Origin of the sequence: Methylobacterium oryzae (assembly GCF_021398735.1) — a bacterium.
GTDB lineage: Bacteria > Pseudomonadota > Alphaproteobacteria > Rhizobiales > Beijerinckiaceae > Methylobacterium.
Map to the genome: position 1 here is coordinate 1,892,344 of NZ_CP090349.1, position 18,810 is coordinate 1,911,153.

Annotated in this window: 20 protein-coding genes; 8 read left to right on the top strand and 12 right to left on the bottom strand. The window is 72.0% G+C overall.

The genetic code is table 11. The annotated features are described in order from the left end of the window. From LXM90_RS09070 to LXM90_RS09080, 3 genes are all read right to left on the bottom strand, one after another. On the bottom strand, positions 1-438 hold the full coding sequence (locus LXM90_RS09070) for a GlcG/HbpS family heme-binding protein (protein ID WP_020091923.1): 438 nt from the start codon (positions 436-438) through the stop codon (positions 1-3). A gap of 185 nt (positions 439-623) precedes the next feature. Continuing rightward, positions 624-1,652, bottom strand: coding sequence for an alpha/beta fold hydrolase (locus LXM90_RS09075; protein ID WP_026604751.1), 1,029 nt, complete (start codon positions 1,650-1,652; stop codon positions 624-626). Positions 1,653-1,732: 80 nt separating this feature from the next. Next, positions 1,733-2,797, bottom strand: a complete 1,065-nt coding sequence (locus LXM90_RS09080; RefSeq protein WP_020091925.1) for a WcbI family polysaccharide biosynthesis putative acetyltransferase — start codon at positions 2,795-2,797, stop codon at positions 1,733-1,735. 724 nt (positions 2,798-3,521) lie between these two features. On the opposite strand from LXM90_RS09080, the gene LXM90_RS09085 reads away from it, so the two are divergent. Beyond that, complete coding sequence (locus LXM90_RS09085; RefSeq protein WP_106735905.1) at positions 3,522-4,187, top strand: hypothetical protein; 666 nt, start codon at positions 3,522-3,524, stop codon at positions 4,185-4,187. Positions 4,188-4,278: 91 nt separating this feature from the next. Here the strand turns inward: LXM90_RS09085 and LXM90_RS09090 are convergent, their stop codons facing one another. After that, positions 4,279-5,133: a LysR substrate-binding domain-containing protein gene (locus LXM90_RS09090; protein WP_020091927.1), complete on the bottom strand. Its 855-nt coding sequence runs from the start codon at positions 5,131-5,133 to the stop codon at positions 4,279-4,281. Positions 5,134-5,225: 92 nt separating this feature from the next. On the opposite strand from LXM90_RS09090, the gene LXM90_RS09095 reads away from it, so the two are divergent. Beyond that, positions 5,226-6,530 (top strand): aspartate aminotransferase family protein, encoded by a 1,305-nt coding sequence (locus tag LXM90_RS09095; RefSeq protein ID WP_234082422.1) that lies wholly within the window; start codon positions 5,226-5,228, stop codon positions 6,528-6,530. Between the two features lie 10 nt (positions 6,531-6,540). On the opposite strand, the gene LXM90_RS09100 is transcribed toward LXM90_RS09095, so the two are convergent. Continuing rightward, entirely contained in the window at positions 6,541-8,406 is a 1,866-nt protein-coding gene (locus LXM90_RS09100; RefSeq protein ID WP_234082424.1) for an ABC-F family ATP-binding cassette domain-containing protein, read from the bottom strand. Positions 8,407-8,670: 264 nt separating this feature from the next. Between LXM90_RS09100 and LXM90_RS09105 the strand changes: the two genes are divergently transcribed. Beyond that, positions 8,671-9,735 carry an HD-GYP domain-containing protein gene (locus tag LXM90_RS09105; protein WP_234082426.1) on the top strand — a complete coding sequence of 355 codons (1,065 nt, stop codon included), beginning with the start codon at positions 8,671-8,673 and terminating at the stop codon, positions 9,733-9,735. Positions 9,736-9,744: 9 nt separating this feature from the next. On the opposite strand, the gene LXM90_RS09110 is transcribed toward LXM90_RS09105, so the two are convergent. Continuing rightward, complete coding sequence (locus tag LXM90_RS09110; RefSeq protein ID WP_234082431.1) at positions 9,745-10,647, bottom strand: UDP-3-O-acyl N-acetylglycosamine deacetylase; 903 nt, start codon at positions 10,645-10,647, stop codon at positions 9,745-9,747. Positions 10,648-10,892: 245 nt separating this feature from the next. On the opposite strand from LXM90_RS09110, the gene LXM90_RS09115 reads away from it, so the two are divergent. The 4 genes from LXM90_RS09115 to LXM90_RS09130 are packed head-to-tail and all read left to right on the top strand — an operon-like array spanning position 10,893 to position 14,353. After that, a complete protein-coding gene (locus LXM90_RS09115) occupies positions 10,893-11,579 on the top strand; it encodes a Crp/Fnr family transcriptional regulator (protein ID WP_026604752.1) in 687 nt (228 codons plus the stop codon). 4 nt (positions 11,580-11,583) lie between these two features. Further along, entirely contained in the window at positions 11,584-12,642 is a 1,059-nt protein-coding gene (locus tag LXM90_RS09120; RefSeq protein WP_234082434.1) for an ABC transporter ATP-binding protein, read from the top strand. Continuing rightward, on the top strand, positions 12,639-13,583 hold the full coding sequence (locus LXM90_RS09125) for an ABC transporter permease (protein WP_234082438.1): 945 nt from the start codon (positions 12,639-12,641) through the stop codon (positions 13,581-13,583). Before LXM90_RS09120 ends, LXM90_RS09125 begins: the two co-directional genes overlap by 4 nt. Next, on the top strand, positions 13,580-14,353 hold the full coding sequence (locus tag LXM90_RS09130; protein WP_234082441.1) for an ABC transporter permease: 774 nt from the start codon (positions 13,580-13,582) through the stop codon (positions 14,351-14,353). Before LXM90_RS09125 ends, LXM90_RS09130 begins: the two co-directional genes overlap by 4 nt. A 7-nt stretch (positions 14,354-14,360) precedes the next feature. Here LXM90_RS09130 and LXM90_RS09135 read toward each other — a convergent pair whose 3' ends face one another. Together LXM90_RS09135 and LXM90_RS09140 are read right to left on the bottom strand one after the other, a co-directional pair. Next, positions 14,361-15,821, bottom strand: a complete 1,461-nt coding sequence (locus LXM90_RS09135; RefSeq protein WP_020091936.1) for a sodium:solute symporter family protein — start codon at positions 15,819-15,821, stop codon at positions 14,361-14,363. Beyond that, a complete protein-coding gene (locus LXM90_RS09140) occupies positions 15,818-16,021 on the bottom strand; it encodes a DUF3311 domain-containing protein (protein WP_234082445.1) in 204 nt (67 codons plus the stop codon). The genes LXM90_RS09135 and LXM90_RS09140 overlap by 4 nt, the downstream gene beginning before the upstream one ends. Positions 16,022-16,219: 198 nt before the next feature. Between LXM90_RS09140 and LXM90_RS09145 the strand changes: the two genes are divergently transcribed. Further along, on the top strand, positions 16,220-16,450 hold the full coding sequence (locus tag LXM90_RS09145; RefSeq protein WP_020091938.1) for a hypothetical protein: 231 nt from the start codon (positions 16,220-16,222) through the stop codon (positions 16,448-16,450). Positions 16,451-16,489: 39 nt separating this feature from the next. Here the strand turns inward: LXM90_RS09145 and ureG are convergent, their stop codons facing one another. Genes ureG through LXM90_RS09165 form a run of 4 tightly spaced genes read right to left on the bottom strand, consistent with a single transcriptional unit; the run spans position 16,490 to position 18,806 of the window. Next, entirely contained in the window at positions 16,490-17,107 is a 618-nt protein-coding gene (ureG, locus tag LXM90_RS09150; RefSeq protein WP_020091939.1) for an urease accessory protein UreG, read from the bottom strand. A gap of 9 nt (positions 17,108-17,116) precedes the next feature. Beyond that, positions 17,117-17,827, bottom strand: coding sequence for an urease accessory protein UreF (locus LXM90_RS09155; protein ID WP_020091940.1), 711 nt, complete (start codon positions 17,825-17,827; stop codon positions 17,117-17,119). Continuing rightward, the gene (locus LXM90_RS09160) at positions 17,793-18,293 is read right to left on the bottom strand and encodes an urease accessory protein UreE (RefSeq protein ID WP_020091941.1); all 501 of its coding nucleotides are present in this window, start codon (positions 18,291-18,293) and stop codon (positions 17,793-17,795) included. The genes LXM90_RS09155 and LXM90_RS09160 overlap by 35 nt, the downstream gene beginning before the upstream one ends. Positions 18,294-18,326: 33 nt before the next feature. Continuing rightward, positions 18,327-18,806 (bottom strand): DUF29 domain-containing protein, encoded by a 480-nt coding sequence (locus tag LXM90_RS09165; protein ID WP_020091942.1) that lies wholly within the window; start codon positions 18,804-18,806, stop codon positions 18,327-18,329. Positions 18,807-18,810: the final 4 nt, after the last annotated feature.

Consider the following 18,810-nt stretch of genomic DNA (forward strand, 5'->3'; position numbering starts at 1 on the left):
TCAGGCGCCGGTATCCGGCTTCAGGCCGGCCGCCTCGATCCCCGCCACCGCGCAGATCTCGTCGTTGTCGGAGGTGTCCCCGGAGATGCCGACCGCGCCGAGAAGGCGTCCCTCGCCGGAGCGGATCAGCACGCCGCCCGGCACCGGCACGAGGGCGTCGGGCCCGGCGAGGTGCGTCACAGCGGCGACGAAGTAGGGCTGCTGCTCGGCCCGCGCGTGGATCGCCCGGGAGCCGAGGCCCAGCGCCAGGGCACCGTTGGCCTTGCCGCTCGCGATCTCGGCCCGGCGCAGGGACGTGCCGTCCTCGACCGAGACCGCCTTGAGCGCGCCGCGGGCATCGTAGACGACGACGGCGAGGGGCTTGAGGTTGCGGGTTCGCGCCTCCCGCAGGGCGGTGTCGACGATGGTGCGGGCGGCCTCGAGGGTCAGGTCGATCATCGGATTCCAACACGGACGCCGCTCCGGGCGGCGTCTCCATCCTTACGGACGGGGGCGCGCCGGGTCCACCGACGCGGATCGCTGCGGCCTCCGACACACGACTTCGACGTTCGGCGGCCGGCGCGAGCTCGACCCGCCGGTCTGCGAGCGCCTGCGCGCCGGTGTCCCGCGGGCCCGCTAACGGATCACGCCGGTCGCGCGGCCGGCAGGCGGATGATGCTCGCCAGGAACGCGTCGTAGCCGGCCGCCACCGCCTCCGGCCGCTCGAAATGCGGGAACGCGCCGGTCGGCAGGATGTCGACGCGCCAGTTCGGCCGGTCGGCGACCCGCGGCACCAGACGGTAGTCGACGAAGTCGCCGCGCTCCCCGTGCACCATCCAGACCGGGAGGCGCAGGCGCTCGTAGAGGCGGGTCGCATCGGTGGGGAACAGGTGGCCCGCGATGAAGCAGAACGGGGCGTGCTCGGCGCCGGGCTGGTGAGCCGAGGCGTGATCGTAGGCGAGCAGACCCTCGTCGATCTCGGAGGAACCGAAGGTCTTCTCCAGGAAGAACCGCATGCTCGGCCGCGTGACCAGCGCGTCGAAGAGCGGCCGGCCGAGCGGAGGGCGGTCGAGGACGCGGAGCAGCCAGTCGCGGCCGCGATGGCCGTCCGGCGGTCCCTCCCCGGAGAGCCGGGCGTCGAACCCCGTCGGGCTCACCAGCGCGAGGCTGCGATAGGCGTCGGACCGCTCCAGGCTCGCCCGCGCCAGGAACGAGCACGAGAGCGACAGGGCGAGGGCGTCGATCGCCCAGCCGCCGTGCCGGCTCCGGATCTCGTCGACCGCCGCGTGGATCGCCTCCACCATCAGGCGCGGCGTATAGCGGCGGCGCGAGCGCTCCGAGAAGCCGAAACCCGGGAGTTCCAGGGCGTAGACCGGGCGCGTGCCGCGGTAGCGCAGGTACAGCGGCCGGACCTCGTAGGCGTTGGCCGCCGCGTTGATCGAGTGGATGAGCAGGAGCGGCACGCCCTCGGCCTCAGCGGAGCCGTAGAGCGACAGCGCGCCGGCGCGGCGGGTTCGGATCCGCTCGTGGCGGCCCGGCAGGGCAGGCGGCAGGGTCATCCGCCGGTCCACGGCCAGCGCGCTCCAGCCGACCAGCGCCGCCGCCGATCCGGCGAGCGTCAGGGCCGCCGCGGTCGCGGCGCGACCGGTGCGATGGCGGGACACGGAACTCATCGGAACACCTCGACGTCCTTCCCGCGGCGGCGGGCCGTGGCCGACAACGCCGGGCCCGCGGGGAAGTGCCCTTCCGGACGCTACGAGGCGTGGCCGGCGAGGCTGCCGGCATTCACCGCCGGGGCCCGGCTCGCCGGCCGCGCCGGCGCGTCGCCCCGGCCCGCGGCCTCGCGCAGGAAATCCACCGTCGGCGCGTCGTTGAGCCAGCCCTGGACGCGCTGCGAGATCAGGAGCTTCCGCTCGCGCCGGTCGTAGTTCGCGTAGGAGGCGGCGACGAATTCGGGCCGGCTCATCGTGCGCGCGGGGCCGGACCGGCGCGTCTCCGCCTTGAAGAACAGGGCGCTGCCGGGCACGCCGTAATGCTGGGCGATCTCCGGATAGACCGGCCAGCTGCCCTGGCCGCCGAGATCGTCCGGGAGGAACGCGTCGAGGTCGCATTCCTCGAAGGGCACGCCGGCCCGGGTCAGCAGGCCGCGGGCGAGGTCGGCCACCACGTAGAGCTTCGTGTGGTTGATCGAGTGCATGAAGCAGCCCCGACGCGCCCAGCGCGTGAGGTGCGTGTCGAGATCGTACCCGGCCTGGACGCCGAGGCCGCGCAGGTACGCGACCGACTCGTCCCAGAGATTGAAGTATCCGAGGCGCTCGAAGACCGGCTCGGAGAACAGCCGAAGCGCCTGCGCCTGCGAGAAGCCCGACAGGTAGGCGAACAGCGTGATCGCCGAGTGCGAGTGCCCCATCGGACCCGAGATCAGGCCGTTCAGCGTGACGTGATCCTGAACGCCCACGTGGACGAGGTCGGGATGGTAGGCGCTGAACACGATGGTCGGGATCAGTCGGACCTTCGGGTGCGTCCGAAGCGTGTCGATCGAGCCGCCGCCCTTGAACTTGGGCAGGTAGATGCTGGTGAAGACGTGGTCGTACCCGTCCGCGTGCGCCATCAGGTCGGCGAGCCGCGGGAACCGGCGGGACGCCGTGAAGGCCGAGACGAAATCCACCTGCGCGTGCGGCAGCAGGTAGCGCATCGTCTTGGCGATGGATCCGGCCTGGCAGACCCCGATCACGAGGATGCGCGGCGATCCGGTCCGCTTCTTCCCGAACTGCGCGAGCCGGTGCCGCGCGCGCCAGAGGCTATCGACGGTCAACATCCGGCCTCTCTCGCATGTCCGCGGGCCGCGGGCAAACACCGCACCCGTGCGGATCCCGCGGGCCGGGACCGCCGATCGCGCCCATCGGGAGGAGCCCCCTCGCGGTGCTGACCGTCGGACGGACTGCGCGACCCGCGCGGCGGAACCGCAGCACACGGCGACGCGCGCCGCCTGTGGATCGCCCAGGCTTGAAAGCACGCGCTCGGGGATCTCCGATTATTCGGAGCACCGCCCGCCATTTCTGAGAAGAGCGGAAGCAACGCGTACAGCGGACCGCCGAATTCCTACGATGTCGCCACGATATAAAGTCCAAGAAAGTCCGTCACGGAGACGATTCAACTTGCGCGCTGTTGACAGAGTCAAGTCGTTGGATACAAATCCGATTCAACGAAGCATGAAGCTCGCGGACTGGGCGCTCGCGGTCATGAGGACCGGCAGGCCCCCGATGACCGAGGTGGATCCCCTCTCTCGCCGTGTTTCCGCGTCAGCGGCCGCTCCGACGGGCGCGGGGCATTTCCGACCGACCTGCCTGGACAACCGGCCACGGTCCGAGCCGCTCGGACGGCGCAGCCGCGGCATGCCCGCGGTGGCGCCCCTCCGCATCGCCGCGACGGTCGTCGATCCACGCCCGCATGGCCGTCGGCAAACGGTCGATGCGCGGGCGACGGCGCTGCGCGGGTCGGAGGCCGGGTTCCGCATCGGGTCGAAAGCTGGAGACTGCGCGATGGATTACGTACCTCCGATGGCCGCGATCGCGGCGGCCGCACAGAAGGCGCCGCCCGGCGAGGCGACCGTGCTTACCCCGGCGCGCGACGTGAATCCCGTCGCGGCGCCGGATCCGCGGTCGATCTACACGCTCACGCCGGAGGCGGCCGGGGCCGTCTTCGCGCTCGTCGAGAACCGCATCCAGGTGATCGACGCCGCGCTCGACGTGACCGACCGGCGGGGCACGCAGGTCGCTGCCGCCGCGATGGCGACGGCCACGGCGACGACCCCGGTCGTGTCGCCGGAGACGACGAAGACGATCGGCGCCGCCAATCGCAATTGGAGCGAGGATGTCCGATTGGATCACAGCCCGTCCCGGCTCGTCGGCGCCGACACGGTCGTGGCGTACGACAGCCCGCGGGTCACGGCGGCCTGGAGCCTGGCCTTTCCGGACGTGCCCGGCCGGCGGTTCCGGGCCGTGCAATTGCCGGGTCCGAGCCTCCGCTCCGTCCTGCGCGAGGCAGAGGCCGGTTTGGACGACACGGGGAGCGACATCTACCTGCTCTGCAACAGCGCGCATTTCGAGACGATCCGCCAAGCCCATCCGCGCACCCACATCAACTGGATCAACGTCGACAACGACGAGATCGTCGTCGTCTGGCGGAAGCCGTCCGAGGCGGGCTAGCGACAGGCCCGACCGGCTCGGGGCGGCCGCGATCGCGACCGGACCAGGGCTACCCCGCCCGGACGAACGGGAGCCCGGCGGGACCGCCCGATCAGAGCGTCGGCAGTACCGCGCGCAGGTGGGCGGCGAAGGCGCGGGTCAGCGGCGCGGCGTGCGCCTCGTCCAGGCGGATCGTCAGGCCGATCCGCGGCAGCGCGGGCAGGCCGCTGCCGCGGTTCAGGATGCGCAGGTCGGGCGGGACCGCGGCGCGGGTGAGGACCGCGACCGCCTGGGCAGAGCGCGCCACCGCCAGCAGTCCGGACAGGCTGCCGCTCGCGTAGGCGATCCGGTACGCGCGCCCGCCCGCGTCGAGGGCGGCCCGCGCCGCCCGGTGGTCCAGCGTGTCGGGATCGCCGAGCGCCAGCGGCAACGGGTCGGGCCATGGCGCTTCGGCGCCGCGCGGCGCCACCCAGACGAGGTCCTCGCGCCGCAGGATCTCCCGCCCGGCCGCCAGCGGGACCGAGACGAGGGCCAGATCGAGCCCGCCGCGGGCGAGCCGCTCCTCCAGACGGGGCGTCGCGCCGCAGACCACCTCGATCGCCGCGTCGGGATGCAGGTGCGCGAAGCCGCGCAGCAGGGTGGGGAGGAAGGCCTGCGCGTAATCGTCCGGGCAGCCGAACCTGAGCGTGCCGTTGAGGCGGCCGCCGGACAGTTCCGCCACCGCGTCGTCGTGCGAGGCCAGGATCCGGCGCGCGTGGACGAGGAGGCGCTCGCCCTGCACCGTGAGCACCACCCCGCGCCCGGTCCGTCGCAGCAGCGGCTGCGCGACCAGATCCTCCAGCCGCTTCATCTGCATGCTGAGGGCGGCTTGGCTGCGCCCGACCCGCTCCGCGGCCCGGCTCAGCGCGCCCGTCTCCGCGACCGTGGCGAAGCTGCGCAGGAGGTCGATGTCGAGGCTCTGGGCCATCAGGATCGCTGAACCCTCGGTTCAGAACTATAAGCTTCTCTGGGGTTGCGGGCGGTCCTAGCATGGCGGGGCCTGCCACGGGACCCGGATCGATGACGACGCGGAACGACGACCCCGACTTCTGGACGCGCGCGCGCCGGCACCTCGTGCGCTACGGCGGCGCCTTCGCGCCGGTCATCATCGAGCGCGCGGAGGGCAGCTTCGTCTACGACGCGGACGGCCGGAAGATCCTCGACTTCACCTCCGGCCAGATGAGCGCGATCCTGGGTCACGGGCATCCCGAGATCGCCGCCGTCGTCGCCGACCACGTCGGGCGCCTGGATCACCTGTTCAGCGGCATGCTGAGCCGGCCGGTGGTCGACCTCGCGACCGCGCTGGCCGGACTCGCCCCCGGCGGGCTGGAGCGCGCGCTTCTCCTGACCACCGGCGCCGAGGCCAACGAGGCCGCCCTGCGCATGGCCAAGCTCGCCACAGGCGGCTGGGAGATCGTGAGCTTCGCGCAGTCGTGGCACGGCATGACGGCGGGGGCCGCCTCGGCCACCTACAGCGCCGGCCGCAAGGGCTACGGCCCGGCCCCCGTCGGGTCCTTCGCGATCCCCGCGCCGAACGCCTACCGCCCGACTTTCGCGCGGGACGGGGCCGCCGACTGGCAGACCGAGCTCGACTACGCCTTCGCCCTGGTGGACCGGCAGTCGACCGGCAATCTCGCAGCCTTCCTGGCCGAGCCGATCCTCAGCTCCGGAGGCATCCTCGAACTCCCGCCCGGCTACCTCGCGGCGCTCAAGCGCAAGTGCACCGAGCGGGGCATGCTGCTGATCCTCGACGAGGCCCAGACGGGCATCGGCCGCACCGGCCTGATGTTCGCCTGCGAGCGCGACGGGGTGGTGCCCGACATCCTCACCCTGTCGAAGACCCTGGGCGCCGGCCTGCCCCTCGCGGCGGTCCTGACCACGCCGGAGATCGAGGATCTCTGCCACGCCCGCGGCTTCCTGTTCTACACGACGCACGTCTCCGACCCGCTTCCCGCCGCGGTCGGGCTCAAGGTGCTGGAGATCGTCCGGCGCGACGGCCTGGTCGGCCGGGCCGAGGCGGCCGGCGCGCGGCTGGCGGCGCGGCTGCGGGCGCTGCAGCAGCGCTTCGCCTGCATCGGCGACGTGCGCGGGCGCGGCCTCCTGCAGGGCGTGGAGATCGTGGCCGACCGGGACACGAAGGTGCCGGCACCGGAACTCGGCGACGCGATCACGCGGCGCTGCCTCGAGCTCGGGCTGAGCATGAACATCGTGCAGCTGCCCGGCATGGGCGGCGTGTTCCGCATCGCCCCGCCGCTCACGGCCACGGACGCGGAGATCGACCTCGGGGTCGACATCCTGGAGCGGGCGATCGAAGGCTCGGTGTGAGGCGGCCCCGTCAGGCCGCCTCGATCTCCGCGCTGACCGTCAGCCACTCCTCCTCGGCGGCGGCGAGCGCGGTCGCGGCGTCCGACCGCATCTTGGCGATCTCGCCGGCCTTGGCGGCGTTCTCCCGAAACGCGGACCCGTCCTCCAGGGCCGCGTCGATCTTCTGGATCGCCGCGGTCAGCTTGGCCATCCGCGCCTCGATCGCCTCCAGCCGCTTGCGCAGGGGCGCGAGGGCCGCGCGGCGCTCGACGCCGGCGCGGCGCGCCTCGGCTTTCTGGCCGCCGGACGGCTCCGTGTCGCGCTCGGTCTCGCGCTCGGGCCCCGACAGCACGAAGCGCCGGTAATCGTCCATGTCGCCGTCGAAGGTCTTCACCGTGCCGTCCGCGACCAGCCAGAGCCGGTCGGCGCAGGCCTCGACCAGGAACCGGTCGTGCGAGACGAGGATGACGGCGCCCTCGTAATCGTTGATCGCCTCCACGAGGGCCTGCCGGCTCTCGATGTCGAGGTGGTTGGTCGGCTCGTCGAGGATCAGGAGGTGCGGGCCGTGGAAGGCCGCGAGCCCCATGAGCAGCCGCGCCTTCTCGCCGCCCGACAGCTTCTCGACCGGCGTGTCGGCCTTGTTGGCGCCGAATCCGAGCCGCGCCGTCGCGCTGCGGACCTTCGCCTCGGGCACATCCGGCATCAGGGTCCGGACATGCGCGTAGGCGCTCTCGGCGGGGCGCAGCTCGTCGAGCTGGTGCTGGGCGAAGTAGGCGACCTCCATCTTGGAGGAGCGCTTCACCTCGCCGGCGACCGGCCCGAGCCGGCCGCCGATCAGCTTGCAGAAGGTCGACTTGCCGTTGCCGTTCGCGCCCAGCAGCGCGACCCGGTCGTCCGGCGCGAGGCTGAGGTCGAGGCCGGTCAGGACGATCCGATCCCCGTAGCCGGCCTTGACGCGCTCCATGGCGACGATGGGCGGCGACAGCGGCTTCTCCGGGCTCGGCAGGTGGATCACCGGCACATCGTCCTCGAGGAGCGCGGCGATCGGCTCCATCTTGGCGAGGCGCTTCATCCGCGACTGGGCCTGCCGCGCCTTGGTGGCCTTGGCCTTGAACCGGTCGATGAAGCTCTGCAGGTGGGCGCGCTCGGCATCCTGCTTGGCCTTCGCCTTGGCCTGGAGAACGCGCTTCTCCGAGAGCTGCTTGGCGAAGCTGGTGTAGCCGCCGCGGTAGATCGCCAGCTTGCCGCGGTCGAGGTGCAGGATGTGGTCGACGCTGGTGTCGAGCAGGTCGCGGTCGTGGCTGATGATGATCGCGGTGCGCGGGTAGCGCTCCAGGTAATCGTACAGCCAGAGCGTGCCCTCGATGTCGAGGTAGTTGGTCGGCTCGTCGAGGAGCAGCAGGTCCGGCTCCGAGAACAGGACGGCGGCGAGCGCCACGCGCATCCGCCAGCCGCCGGAGAAGTCCGCGCAGGGCCGCGCCTGGGCCGCCGCGTCGAAGCCCAGCCCGTGCAGGATCGCGGCGGCGCGGGCCGGCGCCGAGTGGGCGCCGATATCCACGAGCCGCGTCTCGATCTCGGCCCGGCGCAGGCCGTCCGCGTGCTCGGCCTCCGCCATCAGGCGGGCGCGCTCCGTGTCGGCGGCGAGCACGACCGCGTGCAGCGTCTCCGGTCCGGCCGGCGCCTCCTGGGCGACCGCGCCGATCCGCATGCCCTTGGGCAGCGACACCGACTTCGCGTCGACCGGGAGGTCGCCGAGGATGGCCTTGAACAGGGTGGTCTTGCCGGCCCCGTTGCGCCCGACCAGCCCGACGCGGGCGCCTTCCGGGATCGTGAAGCTCGCGGAATCGAGGATCAGGCGGTCGCCGATGCGGTAGGTGAGGTCGTTGACGCGCAGCATGCCGGCGTTCTGGCGGTCCGGACGCCGCGAGGCAAGCGCCGCCGTCGCGCGGGCAGGCCACCGCCCCCGCGGCGACCCGGACACATCGCAACGCCAATTATAAGCTTCAAACATCAGCTTCGGCTGTCGGATTTTTAACGGAATGCCGTCAAACCTGCGGCGAGTGCTGTGCATATAGACGATGATAGTGCGTTCATCGGCTCTAGAGCGTCGGCACGCGAGCTCGCGAAGCGCCCGGGCGGGGGCGAGCCACAGGGGGGAATCTTGGGCCAGACCCTGATCCTGACCGACGATGTCGAGCGCGCCGAGAGGCTCGCGCGCAATCTCGGCGGCGTCACGCCCGTTGTGCTGCACGACCTTTACGGCGACGCCGTCCCGCCGCGGGGGGCGGCGCTGATCATCAGCGACGTCAGCGCGCTGACCTCCGAATCCGTGCGGCGCCTGCGCCAAGCGCTGTCCACCGCGCGCGGGCCCGGCGTCCCGTTCCTGGCCCTGATCCACGGCAACCTCGGCCGCGGCGAGATCCAGGCCACCGCCCTCGGCGCGACCCGCGCGATGCCGGCCGCCGCGGTCAGCGCCATGCTGCTGAACGCGGTCGCGGCCCTGATCGGCACCGCCAAGGCCCCGCCGCAGACCGGCAACTGGCGCGAGCAGGTGAACGAGGCCCGCTCGGCCTTCGTCAGCCTGTTCCGTGCCGATCAGGCGCCCCCGGCCGCGCTGGTCGAGAACGGCGCCGACCTGGTCAACCAGGCGATCCGCGAGGCCAAGGTGCGCGAATGGCTCAGGGTCGTGGCGAGCTTCGACGACGTCACGCACCGCCACTGCCTGAGCGTGGCCGGAATCGCGGCCGAGTTCGCGCGCGTCCTGGGGCTCAACGAGGCGGATTCCCGCTACCTCGTCAAAGGCGCGCTGCTCCACGACATCGGAAAGGCCAAGATCCCCCTCGCGATCCTGAACAAGCCCGCGCCGCTGACACCGACGGAGCGCGCCGAGATGGCGCGCCACCCGGCGCTCGGACACGAGATGCTGCTCACGGGCGACTACGACGCGCTGACCCTGTCGGTGGTCCGCTCGCACCACGAGTATCTCGACGGGTCGGGATATCCGGACGGGCTGCGCGGGCAGCAGATCCCCGACCTCGTCCGCCTGATCACCATCGCCGACATCTTCGCCGCGCTGATCGAGGCGCGCCCCTACAAGGCGCCGAAGGCCCCGCGCGAGGCCTACGCCATCCTCGAGTCGATGAGGGCGAAGCTCGATGCGGACCTCGTCCGCGCCTTCGGTGCGGTCGCGGTCGCCTGCGAGACGCCCCGCCGCGCCTCGGCCTGAACCCGACCCTCAGACGAGTTCCCAGGCCTTGCCGTCCCGCATCAGGGCGGTGACGAGGGCGTGGTTCAGCTCGTGCCCCGTGTGGAACGCCGAGATCCGGCCCTCGACCGGGTGGCCCGCCAGCGCGAGGTCGCCGACGAGGTCGAGGATGCGGTGGCGGACCGGCTCGCCGGGGACGCGCATCCCGCCCAGCACGTGCCCGCGCACCAGCAGAGCTGCCGAGCGGGGCGAGACGCCCTGCAGGAAGTCGTTCCGCATCAGGTAGCCGTAGGCGCGGCCCGCCATGGCCCGCGCGTAGCGCCCGAAGCTGCGGGCCGGCGCGATCTCCCGCTCGAAGGAGTCCGGCGTGATCGCGCCCGACCAGTCGATCGATCCGAAATGCGCCAGCGCGACGTGGCCGGTGACGTGCAGGCCCGGGCCCGGCTCGATCTCGAGGCGGCGCCGCCCGTTCTCGACCGCGACCGTGCGCAGCAGGCGGATCACCCGGCAGGGCAGGCTCTGCTCGCGGCGACCCGCGATCCGTATCGCCTCACACCAGGGCGTCGCGCTCCCGTCGAAGATCGGCAACTCGTCCGCGTCGATCTCGGCCAGCACGTTGTCGATCCGCAGCGCGCTGAGCGAGGCCATCAGGTGCTCGATCGTGCGCACGAGGACGCCGTCGCGTCGCAGCGCCGAGGAGAGCGGCTGCGATTCCCGGTAGTGCCAGTGGGCGGGCACGTCGACCGCCCGACCGTCCTTCAGGTGACGGCGGAAGACGATGCCGTGGCCGGCCGGGGCAGGGCTGACGCGGACCGTGGCGTGCCGCCCGGAATGGAGGCTGCGGCCCGAACGCTCGAAGGGGAGCGCGAGCGTCGCCTGCTGGCGGGGACCGGTGGAGGATGTCGAGCGCGGGAAAGGTACGTCTTGATGCATCGATACTGCCCGCCTCGGCGGGCCAGGAATTTAGCCCTGATCCCTGATCCACGCTAATAAACTCCTGTTCATCGGGACGCGGCTTGACCGCCCCGCCCGCGACCGTCACGATTGCGGCTGCCCGATCAATCCAGCACCGCCCCGGCGGGGCGCGGCTTCACTGTGCGGGCTGCTCCCGTCCCCAGATCTGCTGGCCGGCCCCCGTCAGGGCAGGGACGGAGGCCGGAGTTGAGGGAACACGATCGATGGCGCGGTTGGGGACAATACCTTTCTTCAAGGATCCCGGCATCGAGCTCAGCCCCTACGAGCCGCGCTGCCACTGGCGCCGCTTCGACGAGAACGAAGTCCTCGTCGACTTCGACGACATCTCCACCGACGTGTACTTCATCGCCTCCGGCGAGGTCCGCATCCTGAACCGGACCCAGTCCGGCAAGGAAGTCATCCTGGGCGAGATGCGGGGCGGGGCCTTCTTCGGCGAGCTCGCCGCCATCGACGGGATCGGCCGCTCGGCCAACGTCACGGCGCTGACCCGCGGCGAGGTCTGCGTGGTGCCGGCGCCGGTCTTCCGGCAGATCGTGTTCGCCTCCGAGGCGATTGCCGACCGTCTGTTCCGCCTCCTGGCCAAGCGCGTGCGCGAGCTGAACACGCGGCTCATGGAGCACGCCCTGCTCGACCTGAAGCACCGGCTCTACGCCGAGCTGCTCCGCCTCTCCGTGCCCCGGGCCGGCACGGCGGGCGAGCGGGTGGTCTCGCCGCCACCCTACCACCACGTCCTCGCCGCGCGGATCGGCTGCCGCCGCGAGCAGGTGACCCGGGAGTTCACCGCGATGGCGGCGGAGGGACTGGTCGACCGCACCCGCGGCGCCCTGGTCCTGCGCCGGCCGGACCTCCTGGAAGCGCGCGTGGCCGAGGCGCTGCGCGAGGATTCCTGATCCGTTGTCCGAGGGGCCTGCGCCGCGCCTGCGGCTGGAGGAGCTGACCAAGCGCTTCGGCACGCATCGGGCCGTGGACACCGTCTCCCTCGCTCTCGAGGCGGGGGAGTTCTTCTGCCTGCTCGGCCCGTCCGGATGCGGCAAGAGCACACTCCTGCGCATGATCGCGGGCTTCGAGAGCCCGACCTCGGGGCGGATCCTGCTGGGCGAGCAGGATCTCACCGCGCTGCCGCCCCATCGGCGGCCGGTCAACATGATGTTCCAGTCCTACGCCCTGTTCCCGCACATGAGCGTGGCCGGCAATATCGGCTACGGGCTGAAGGGCCTCGCCCGCTCCGCCTTGGCGGAGCGCGTGTCGGAGCTGCTCAAGCTCGTGCGCCTGGACGGGTTCGGCGGCCGTCGCCCGGAGACGCTCTCGGGCGGCCAGCGCCAGCGGGTCGCCCTGGCCCGGGCGCTCGCCCGGGAGCCGAAGCTGCTGCTGCTCGACGAGCCGCTCGGCGCGCTCGACCGCGGCCTGCGCGAGGAGACGCAGGGCGAGCTGCGCGCGGTCCAGCGCCGCCTCGGCACCGCCTTCGTCGTCGTCACGCACGATCCCGAGGAGGCGATGATGCTCGCCGACCGGATCGGCGTCATGGAAGCGGGCCGCCTGATCCAGGTCGGCCCGCCGGCCGATCTCTACCGCCGACCGGCGAGCCGCTTCGTGGCCGGTCTGCTCGGCGACGTGAACCTCATCCCCGGCCGCATCGGCGCCGGAGGCGCCGACACGGTCCGCACGGTCGAGACCGCGCACGGCCCCGTGCGGGGCGTCACGGAGGCCGCGCTCGCGGAGGGGGCCGCGGTCGTGGTCGCGGTGCGGCCCGAGGACGTGGTGCTGGGCGCCGAGGGGCTGCCGGTGGTCGTCGCCGACGCCGTGTTCCTGGGCGACCGGGTGCGCCGGACGCTGCGTCTGCCCGACGGCGCGACGCTGCGGGCGAGCGGGCGGCCCGCGGAGGCCGCCGCGGCGCCGGGCTCGGACGCACGGGCCAGCTTCCCCGCCGACGTCGCCGTGATCCTGCCGGCATGAGGGCCGCTGGAGCCGAGGCCGGGCCCGCGCGCGTCCGGAAGCGCGGCCGGCTGTTCGACCGCCTGGTGCGCCTGCCGCCGTTCCTGTGGCTGGCGGCGTTCTTCCTGCTGCCCTTCGTCATCACCCTGAAGATCAGCCTGTCGGAGCCGGCGACGGCGATCCCGCCCTACCTGCCGCTGCTCGACTGGCGCGGCGGGCTCGACGGCTGGTCGGCCTTCCTCGAAGCCCTCAACTTCGACAATTACCTCACGCTCGCAGCCGACCCCCTCTACCGCGACGCGGCCCTGGGCTCCCTGACCTACGCGGGCGTCGCCAGCCTGATCCTCGTCGCCCTCGGGACGCCGCTCGCCTACGCCCTGGCGCGGGCGCCGGCGCGCTGGCAGCCGCTCCTCGTGGCGCTGGTCATCGTGCCGTTCTGGACGAGCTTCCTGATCCGGATCTACGCCTGGATCGCGATCCTGAAGCCCGAGGGGCTGCTCAATCTCGCCCTGCGCCGGCTCGGCCTGATCGACGCGCCGCTGACGATCCTCAACACCGACGCGGCGGTGATCGTCGGGCTCGTCTACGCCTACCTGCCCTTCATGGTGCTGCCGCTCTACGCGGTGATGAACCGCCTCGATCCGACCCTGCGCGAGGCCGCGGCGGATCTCGGCGCCTCGCCGAGCCGGGTGTTCTGGACCGTGACCGTGCCGCTCAGCCTGCCCGGGATCGCGGCAGGCGCGGGGCTCTGCTTCATCCCGATGGTCGGCGAGTTCGTGATCCCGGACCTGCTCGGCGGGTCGGAGACGCTGATGCTCGGCCGGGTGCTCTGGAGCGAGTTCTTCTCGAACCGCGACTGGCCGCTGGCCGCGGCGGTCGCCGTGCTGATCCTCGCCATCGTCATCGGACCGGTGGTGCTGTTCCGGGACAGCCTGCGCGCGGGCGAGGGCGAGGCGCCGTGAGCTGGGTGACCCGCACCGCCCTGGTGGCCGGCCTGGGCTTCCTCTACGGGCCGATCGTGGTGCTGATCGTGTACTCGTTCAACGCCTCGCCGATGGTGACGGTCTGGGGCGGGTTCTCGACCCGCTGGTACGGCGCCCTGCTCGCCGACGCGCCGCTCCTGTCGGCCGCCTGGGTCTCCCTCAAGGTCGCTTTCCTCGCGAGCCTGCTCGCCACGATCCTGGGGACGCTGGCCGCGCTCGCCCTGGAGCGGCAGGGCCGCTTCCGCGGTCGCGCCCTGTTCACGGGTCTCGTCTTCGGGCCGATCGTGATGCCGGAGGTGATGATCGGGCTGTCGCTCCTGCTCATGTTCATCGGGATCGGGCTGGACCGCGGCCTCCTGACGATCGTGATCGCGCACACGACCTTCTGCACCGGCTTCGTGGCGGTGGTGGTCGGCGCGCGCCTGCGCGGCCTCGACCGGTCCCTCGAGGAAGCCGCGGCCGATCTCGGGGCGTCGCCGGGGCGGGTGCTGATGACCGTGACGCTGCCGCTGCTCGCGCCCGCCCTCGCGGCCGGCGCGCTCCTCGCCTTCACCCTGTCGCTCGACGACCTGGTGATCGCGAGCTTCGTCTCCGGCCCGGGCTCCACCACCCTGCCGATGCGGCTCTACAGCCAGGTCCGTCTCGGCGTGAATCCGGAGATCAACGCGGCCTCGACCCTCCTCGTCGGGCTGGTGAGCGTCGCGGTGCTGCTGGCGTCCTGGCTGACCGCCCGCCGCGGACAGGGTTGAGCGGGCATCACTCCGCGGCCTGCGCGGCGGTCGCGCCCGCGCGCACCATCTGCGCCACGGCGACCGTCACGACGACGTTCACCACCAGCGCCACGATGCCGACATTCACGTCCTGGAGCGGTCCCAGGAGCGGCAGCTTCGCCAAGCTGAACCCGGAGAGGACGGTCGCCGCCACGGTGGCCACGCCCGCGACGATCCCGGCGATGGCGGCGCGGCGGTCGAGGGGATTGCGGCGCATCAGGCTGGTGATGAAGCAGGGGAAGAGCTGCGTCACGAAGTTGTAGCCCATGAGCAAGAGCTGCACGATCGTGTCGCCGCCCGACAGGGTGAAGCCGACGCAGACCAGCGCCAGCACCGGCACGAGGATCTTGCACAGCCGCGCGGTCGCGGCGTCGTCCATGCCGGGGCGCAGCGGCCGGACGAGGTTGTTCGCCACCAGCGTGACGCCCGCGATCAGGATCATGGAGCCCGGGACGAGGGCGGTCAGCACCCCCGTGGCGCCGATCAGCCCGATGACCCAGGGCGGGAAGGTCGCGAGGGAGAGCTTGAACAGCGAGAGGTCGACGTCGGGCCCCGTCAGCCCCGGCACCTGCATCACGGCGGTGAAGCCGATCACGAACACGAACAGGTTGATCAGCTGGTAGATCGGCAGGATCACGGCGTTTCGGCGGAAGGCGCCCGGCTCCCGCGCCGTGTAGAGCGACGCGAAGGTGTGGGGCCACATGTAGCCGCCGAGCGCGGTCAGCAGGACCGTGGTGGTGAACCAGGTCGGGCTCTGGCCGCGGTCGGGCAGGGCCAGGAAGCCGGGCTTCGCCGCCTCGATCGCCGTGAACAGGCCCTCGTAGCCGCCGTAATAGTGGACCGGCAGGTAGATCCCGAGGAACACCACCACGAACAGGATGCTGGTGTCCTTGATCACGGCCGTCCAGGCGGAGCCGTGCACGCCCGACACCACGACGTAGGCGGTGAGCGCGGCCGCGCCGATCCAGACCGCGGTCGTCGACGAGATCGCGCCGTAGGACGCCGTCGAGACGATGATCCCGAGGCCCTTGAACTGCAGCACGAGGTAGGGAACGAGGGCGACGATCCCCACGAGCGCCACCAGCATGCCGAGCGCGCGGCTGCCGTACTTGCGCGCGAAGAAGTCGGGCTGCGTGTAGAGGTTGTGCTGCTTGGCGTAGCGCCAGACCGGCGGCAGCAACCAGTACGAGGTCACGTAGGCGAGCGTCAGGTAGCAGAGGATGTAGTAGGCGGGGCCGCCCTTGCCGTAGGCGATGCCGGAGCCGCCGAGGAACGTGAAGGTCGTGTAGATCTCCCCGGCCATCAGCAGGAAGACCAGGGCGGTGCCGAAGCCGCGGCCGCCGACGGTCCACTGCTCCAGCCCCATCTCGCGGCCGACCCGCGCGTAGAGTCCGAGGCCGATCGCCAGCGCGAAGCCGGCGGCCACGATAACGAGCGCGATGCTCATCGGGGATCCTCCGGCGCGCGGTTCTGAGGGTCGGTCAGGTAGATCACCCCCATCAGGATCGAGGTTCCGATCACGCAGAACACCAGCCAGGCGAGGAGCAGCGGCAAGCCGAACACGAAGGGCTCGACCCGGTTCAGGAAGAACGGGCCGACCAGGATGCCGAGGAAGGGAAGGGCGGCCAGCCACCGCAGATTTCGCATGCGCGATACCGTTCAGAAGGCCCCGATATCGCGGGTTGAATCAGTCACGGACCGCTGTCAACGCCGCGATGGCCCAACGGCGCTCATCCCGATCACGTCTGCGTGCTGTGCGCTCGCGCACGCGGCCGCGCTCCGGGCGCGCATATCCTCAGCGCAGCGTCGCGCCGTCCGACACGGCGGGCGCCGAAGGATTTCACGATGACCCGCACTCTGACCTTCGCGGCGCTGGCCGCGCTCCTCGCCGTTCCGGCGGTCCAAGCGGAGGCCCGCCCGCGGCACACCCCCGCCAAGGCGCAGCCCAGCGCCGCGATCAAGGCGCGCCAGACCGTCCTGAACGATTTCAACGCGCGGATGAGCCGCCTGGACGCGCTCATGGGCACCCCGAGCAGGTCGTCGGTCCGCGCGCGCTCGGCCGAGGCCGGCCGCTAGGAAACGTGACGCGCCGGTCGCCCGGACCGGCGCGTCGACTCAGCGGCCCAGGCCGCCCGCCTCCTCCACGAAACGCGCCACCGCGTCCGCGCCCGCGCCCTCGCGCAGGGACGCGAACACGTACGGCCGGGTGCCGCGCATCCGCTGCGTGTCGGATTCCATCACCGACAGGTCGGCGCCGACGAGCGGCGCGAGATCCGTCTTGTTGACGATCAGCAGGTCGGACCGGGTGATGCCCGGACCGCCCTTGCGGGGGATCTTCTCGCCGCCGGCGACGTCGATCACGTAGAGCGTGATGTCTGCGAGTTCCGGCGAGAACGTCGCCGCGAGGTTGTCGCCGCCGGACTCGATCAGCACGAGGTCGAGCTTCGGGAAGCGCCGGCTCATCTCGGCGACGGCGGCGAGATTGATCGAGGCATCCTCCCGGATCGCCGTGTGCGGGCATCCCCCGGTCTCGACGCCGAGGATGCGCTCCTCCGGCAGGGCGCCCGCGACGGTGAGGATCCGCGCGTCCTCCTTCGTGTAGATGTCGTTGGTGATGGCGCAGATCTCGTAGCGGTCGCGGAAGCGCTTGCAGAGCTGCTCCATCAGGGCGGTCTTGCCGGAACCGACAGGTCCGCCGATGCCGACGCGGAGGGGGCCGTTCGTGGAGGTCATGCTGCGGGCTCAGGATCGGAAGATGCGGGAATACTGGGTCTCATGGCGGAAGGAGCCGAGATCCAGGCGGAAGGTGGCGGCACCGAGCGCGTCGAGATCCGCCGCGGTGGCCGCCTCGGCGAGCCCGGCGAGGCGCGGCGCGAGGGCGGCCACGACCCGCGTGCCGGCGGCCTGACCCACGGGCGCCGCCCGAAGGGCCGCGGAGACGAGGTTCTGCAGGAAGGCGAGGCCGTAGGCGGCGAGCACGGGGCCCGGATCCATGCGGTGCGCGCCGGCCGCGAGGCCGACCGCGACCGGGTAGGCGACCGGCCCCGGCAGATTGCCGGCCAGGGCGTCGAGGGCGTCGCAGGGCCACGCGCCGCGCGTCGCGTCGAGGAAGCTGCGGCCCTGCTGGCTCGTCTCCAGGTGCAGCTCGCGCGACGGCGCCAGGGCCAGGGCGAGGTCGTTGACGGCGACCAGCGCGGCGCCGTCCGCGGACAGCGCCGCCGCGTGGGCGTGGGCGGCCAGGATCAGGTCGTTGCGCAGGGCGCCGCGCTCGCAGACGTCCCGGAGCCACGCGGTCAGGCTCGCCTCGTCGCGGACGTCGCCCGCTTCGACCGCCCATTCGAGCCCGTGCGAGTAGGCGTAGGCCCCGACCGGGTAGCCGGGCGACAGCCACGCCATCAGGCGCAGCGCCTCCAGGGCGTCAGCCCGCGGCATGGTGGTGCTGGTGGCCGCCATGCGGGTGGTCGTGCCCGTGGTCGTGCCCGTGGCCGCCGGAATAGGCGCCGCCCTCGGGCCGGAACGGGCGCACCACCGGCTCGGCGGTGCCGCCGAGGCCCCGGACCATCTCGGCGAGGACGTGGTCGTGCGCGATCCAGACCGCGTCCGGGCCGATCTCGGCGGCGATGTGCCGGTTGCCGATGTGCCAGATCAGGCGCTTGAGGGCGTGATCGCCGGCGGCCCGGATCTCGAGCAGGCGCTCCGGCGCGGCCTCGACCCAGACGAGGCGTCCGTCCTGCAGGACCAGGGCGTCGCCGTCCTCCAGCACGGTCGGCTCCGGAAGGTCCAGCAGGAAGCTCAGTCCCCCGGCGCCGCGCATGGCGACGCGGCGGCGGTGGCGGTCGCCGTGATCGAGGACGACGCGGTCGACGATCTCGCCACCTGACAGGGCGTCGCGGCGGAGGATGCGGGTGGCGCGGATCATGGTTGACGGATCGGGCTGGATACTCGGGCGCGGTCAGACAACGTCCGTCTCCGGCGTGCCCGGATAGAAGCCGAGCTCACGGATCTGCTCGATCGCGTAGGGACAGGATTTCGGAAAGACGGATCCGGGCAAGCCCGTCTCGCTCGCGGCCCCGAGGACAGCGACGGAATAGGCCTTCGCGAGCACCGCATCCGGCCAGGACTGGAGGCTGGGGCTCATGTCGATCAGGTCATCGATCCGGATGCGCTGCTCGAGGATGGTCGCGCGCCAGCCGTACTTCCGCTTCTCCGGCTGGAATTCCCACTTCAGCAGGTGCAGCAGCAGGATGGCGAGACGGCTCCGGATCTCGGCTTTCTGGGATCCGCCCAAGCTCTCGATCTCCTCGGCGACGTTGGCGCGGTCCAGATCCGGCCAGCGCCCGGCCCGGAGCAGGGCTGCCTGCTCCTCGGTCCAGAGGCAGAGATCGGTCGTGTAGAGGTCGTCCCTCGCCGGAAGCTGGGCGATCTTCGTCATCGCG

Coding starts and splice junctions, on each gene's coding strand:
- LXM90_RS09070 (WP_020091923.1), bottom strand. CDS start 438: ATGATCGACCTGACCCTCGAGGCCGCCCGCACCATCGTCGACACCGCC.
- LXM90_RS09075 (WP_026604751.1), bottom strand. CDS start 1,652: ATGAGTTCCGTGTCCCGCCATCGCACCGGTCGCGCCGCGACCGCGGCG.
- LXM90_RS09080 (WP_020091925.1), bottom strand. CDS start 2,797: ATGTTGACCGTCGATAGCCTCTGGCGCGCGCGGCACCGGCTCGCGCAG.
- LXM90_RS09085 (WP_106735905.1), top strand. CDS start 3,522: ATGGATTACGTACCTCCGATGGCCGCGATCGCGGCGGCCGCACAGAAG.
- LXM90_RS09090 (WP_020091927.1), bottom strand. CDS start 5,133: ATGGCCCAGAGCCTCGACATCGACCTCCTGCGCAGCTTCGCCACGGTC.
- LXM90_RS09095 (WP_234082422.1), top strand. CDS start 5,226: ATGACGACGCGGAACGACGACCCCGACTTCTGGACGCGCGCGCGCCGG.
- LXM90_RS09100 (WP_234082424.1), bottom strand. CDS start 8,406: ATGCTGCGCGTCAACGACCTCACCTACCGCATCGGCGACCGCCTGATC.
- LXM90_RS09110 (WP_234082431.1), bottom strand. CDS start 10,647: ATGCATCAAGACGTACCTTTCCCGCGCTCGACATCCTCCACCGGTCCC.
- LXM90_RS09115 (WP_026604752.1), top strand. CDS start 10,893: ATGGCGCGGTTGGGGACAATACCTTTCTTCAAGGATCCCGGCATCGAG.
- LXM90_RS09125 (WP_234082438.1), top strand. CDS start 12,639: ATGAGGGCCGCTGGAGCCGAGGCCGGGCCCGCGCGCGTCCGGAAGCGC.
- LXM90_RS09135 (WP_020091936.1), bottom strand. CDS start 15,821: ATGAGCATCGCGCTCGTTATCGTGGCCGCCGGCTTCGCGCTGGCGATC.
- LXM90_RS09140 (WP_234082445.1), bottom strand. CDS start 16,021: ATGCGAAATCTGCGGTGGCTGGCCGCCCTTCCCTTCCTCGGCATCCTG.
- LXM90_RS09145 (WP_020091938.1), top strand. CDS start 16,220: ATGACCCGCACTCTGACCTTCGCGGCGCTGGCCGCGCTCCTCGCCGTT.
- ureG (WP_020091939.1), bottom strand. CDS start 17,107: ATGACCTCCACGAACGGCCCCCTCCGCGTCGGCATCGGCGGACCTGTC.
- LXM90_RS09155 (WP_020091940.1), bottom strand. CDS start 17,827: ATGGCGGCCACCAGCACCACCATGCCGCGGGCTGACGCCCTGGAGGCG.
- LXM90_RS09160 (WP_020091941.1), bottom strand. CDS start 18,293: ATGATCCGCGCCACCCGCATCCTCCGCCGCGACGCCCTGTCAGGTGGC.
- LXM90_RS09165 (WP_020091942.1), bottom strand. CDS start 18,806: ATGACGAAGATCGCCCAGCTTCCGGCGAGGGACGACCTCTACACGACC.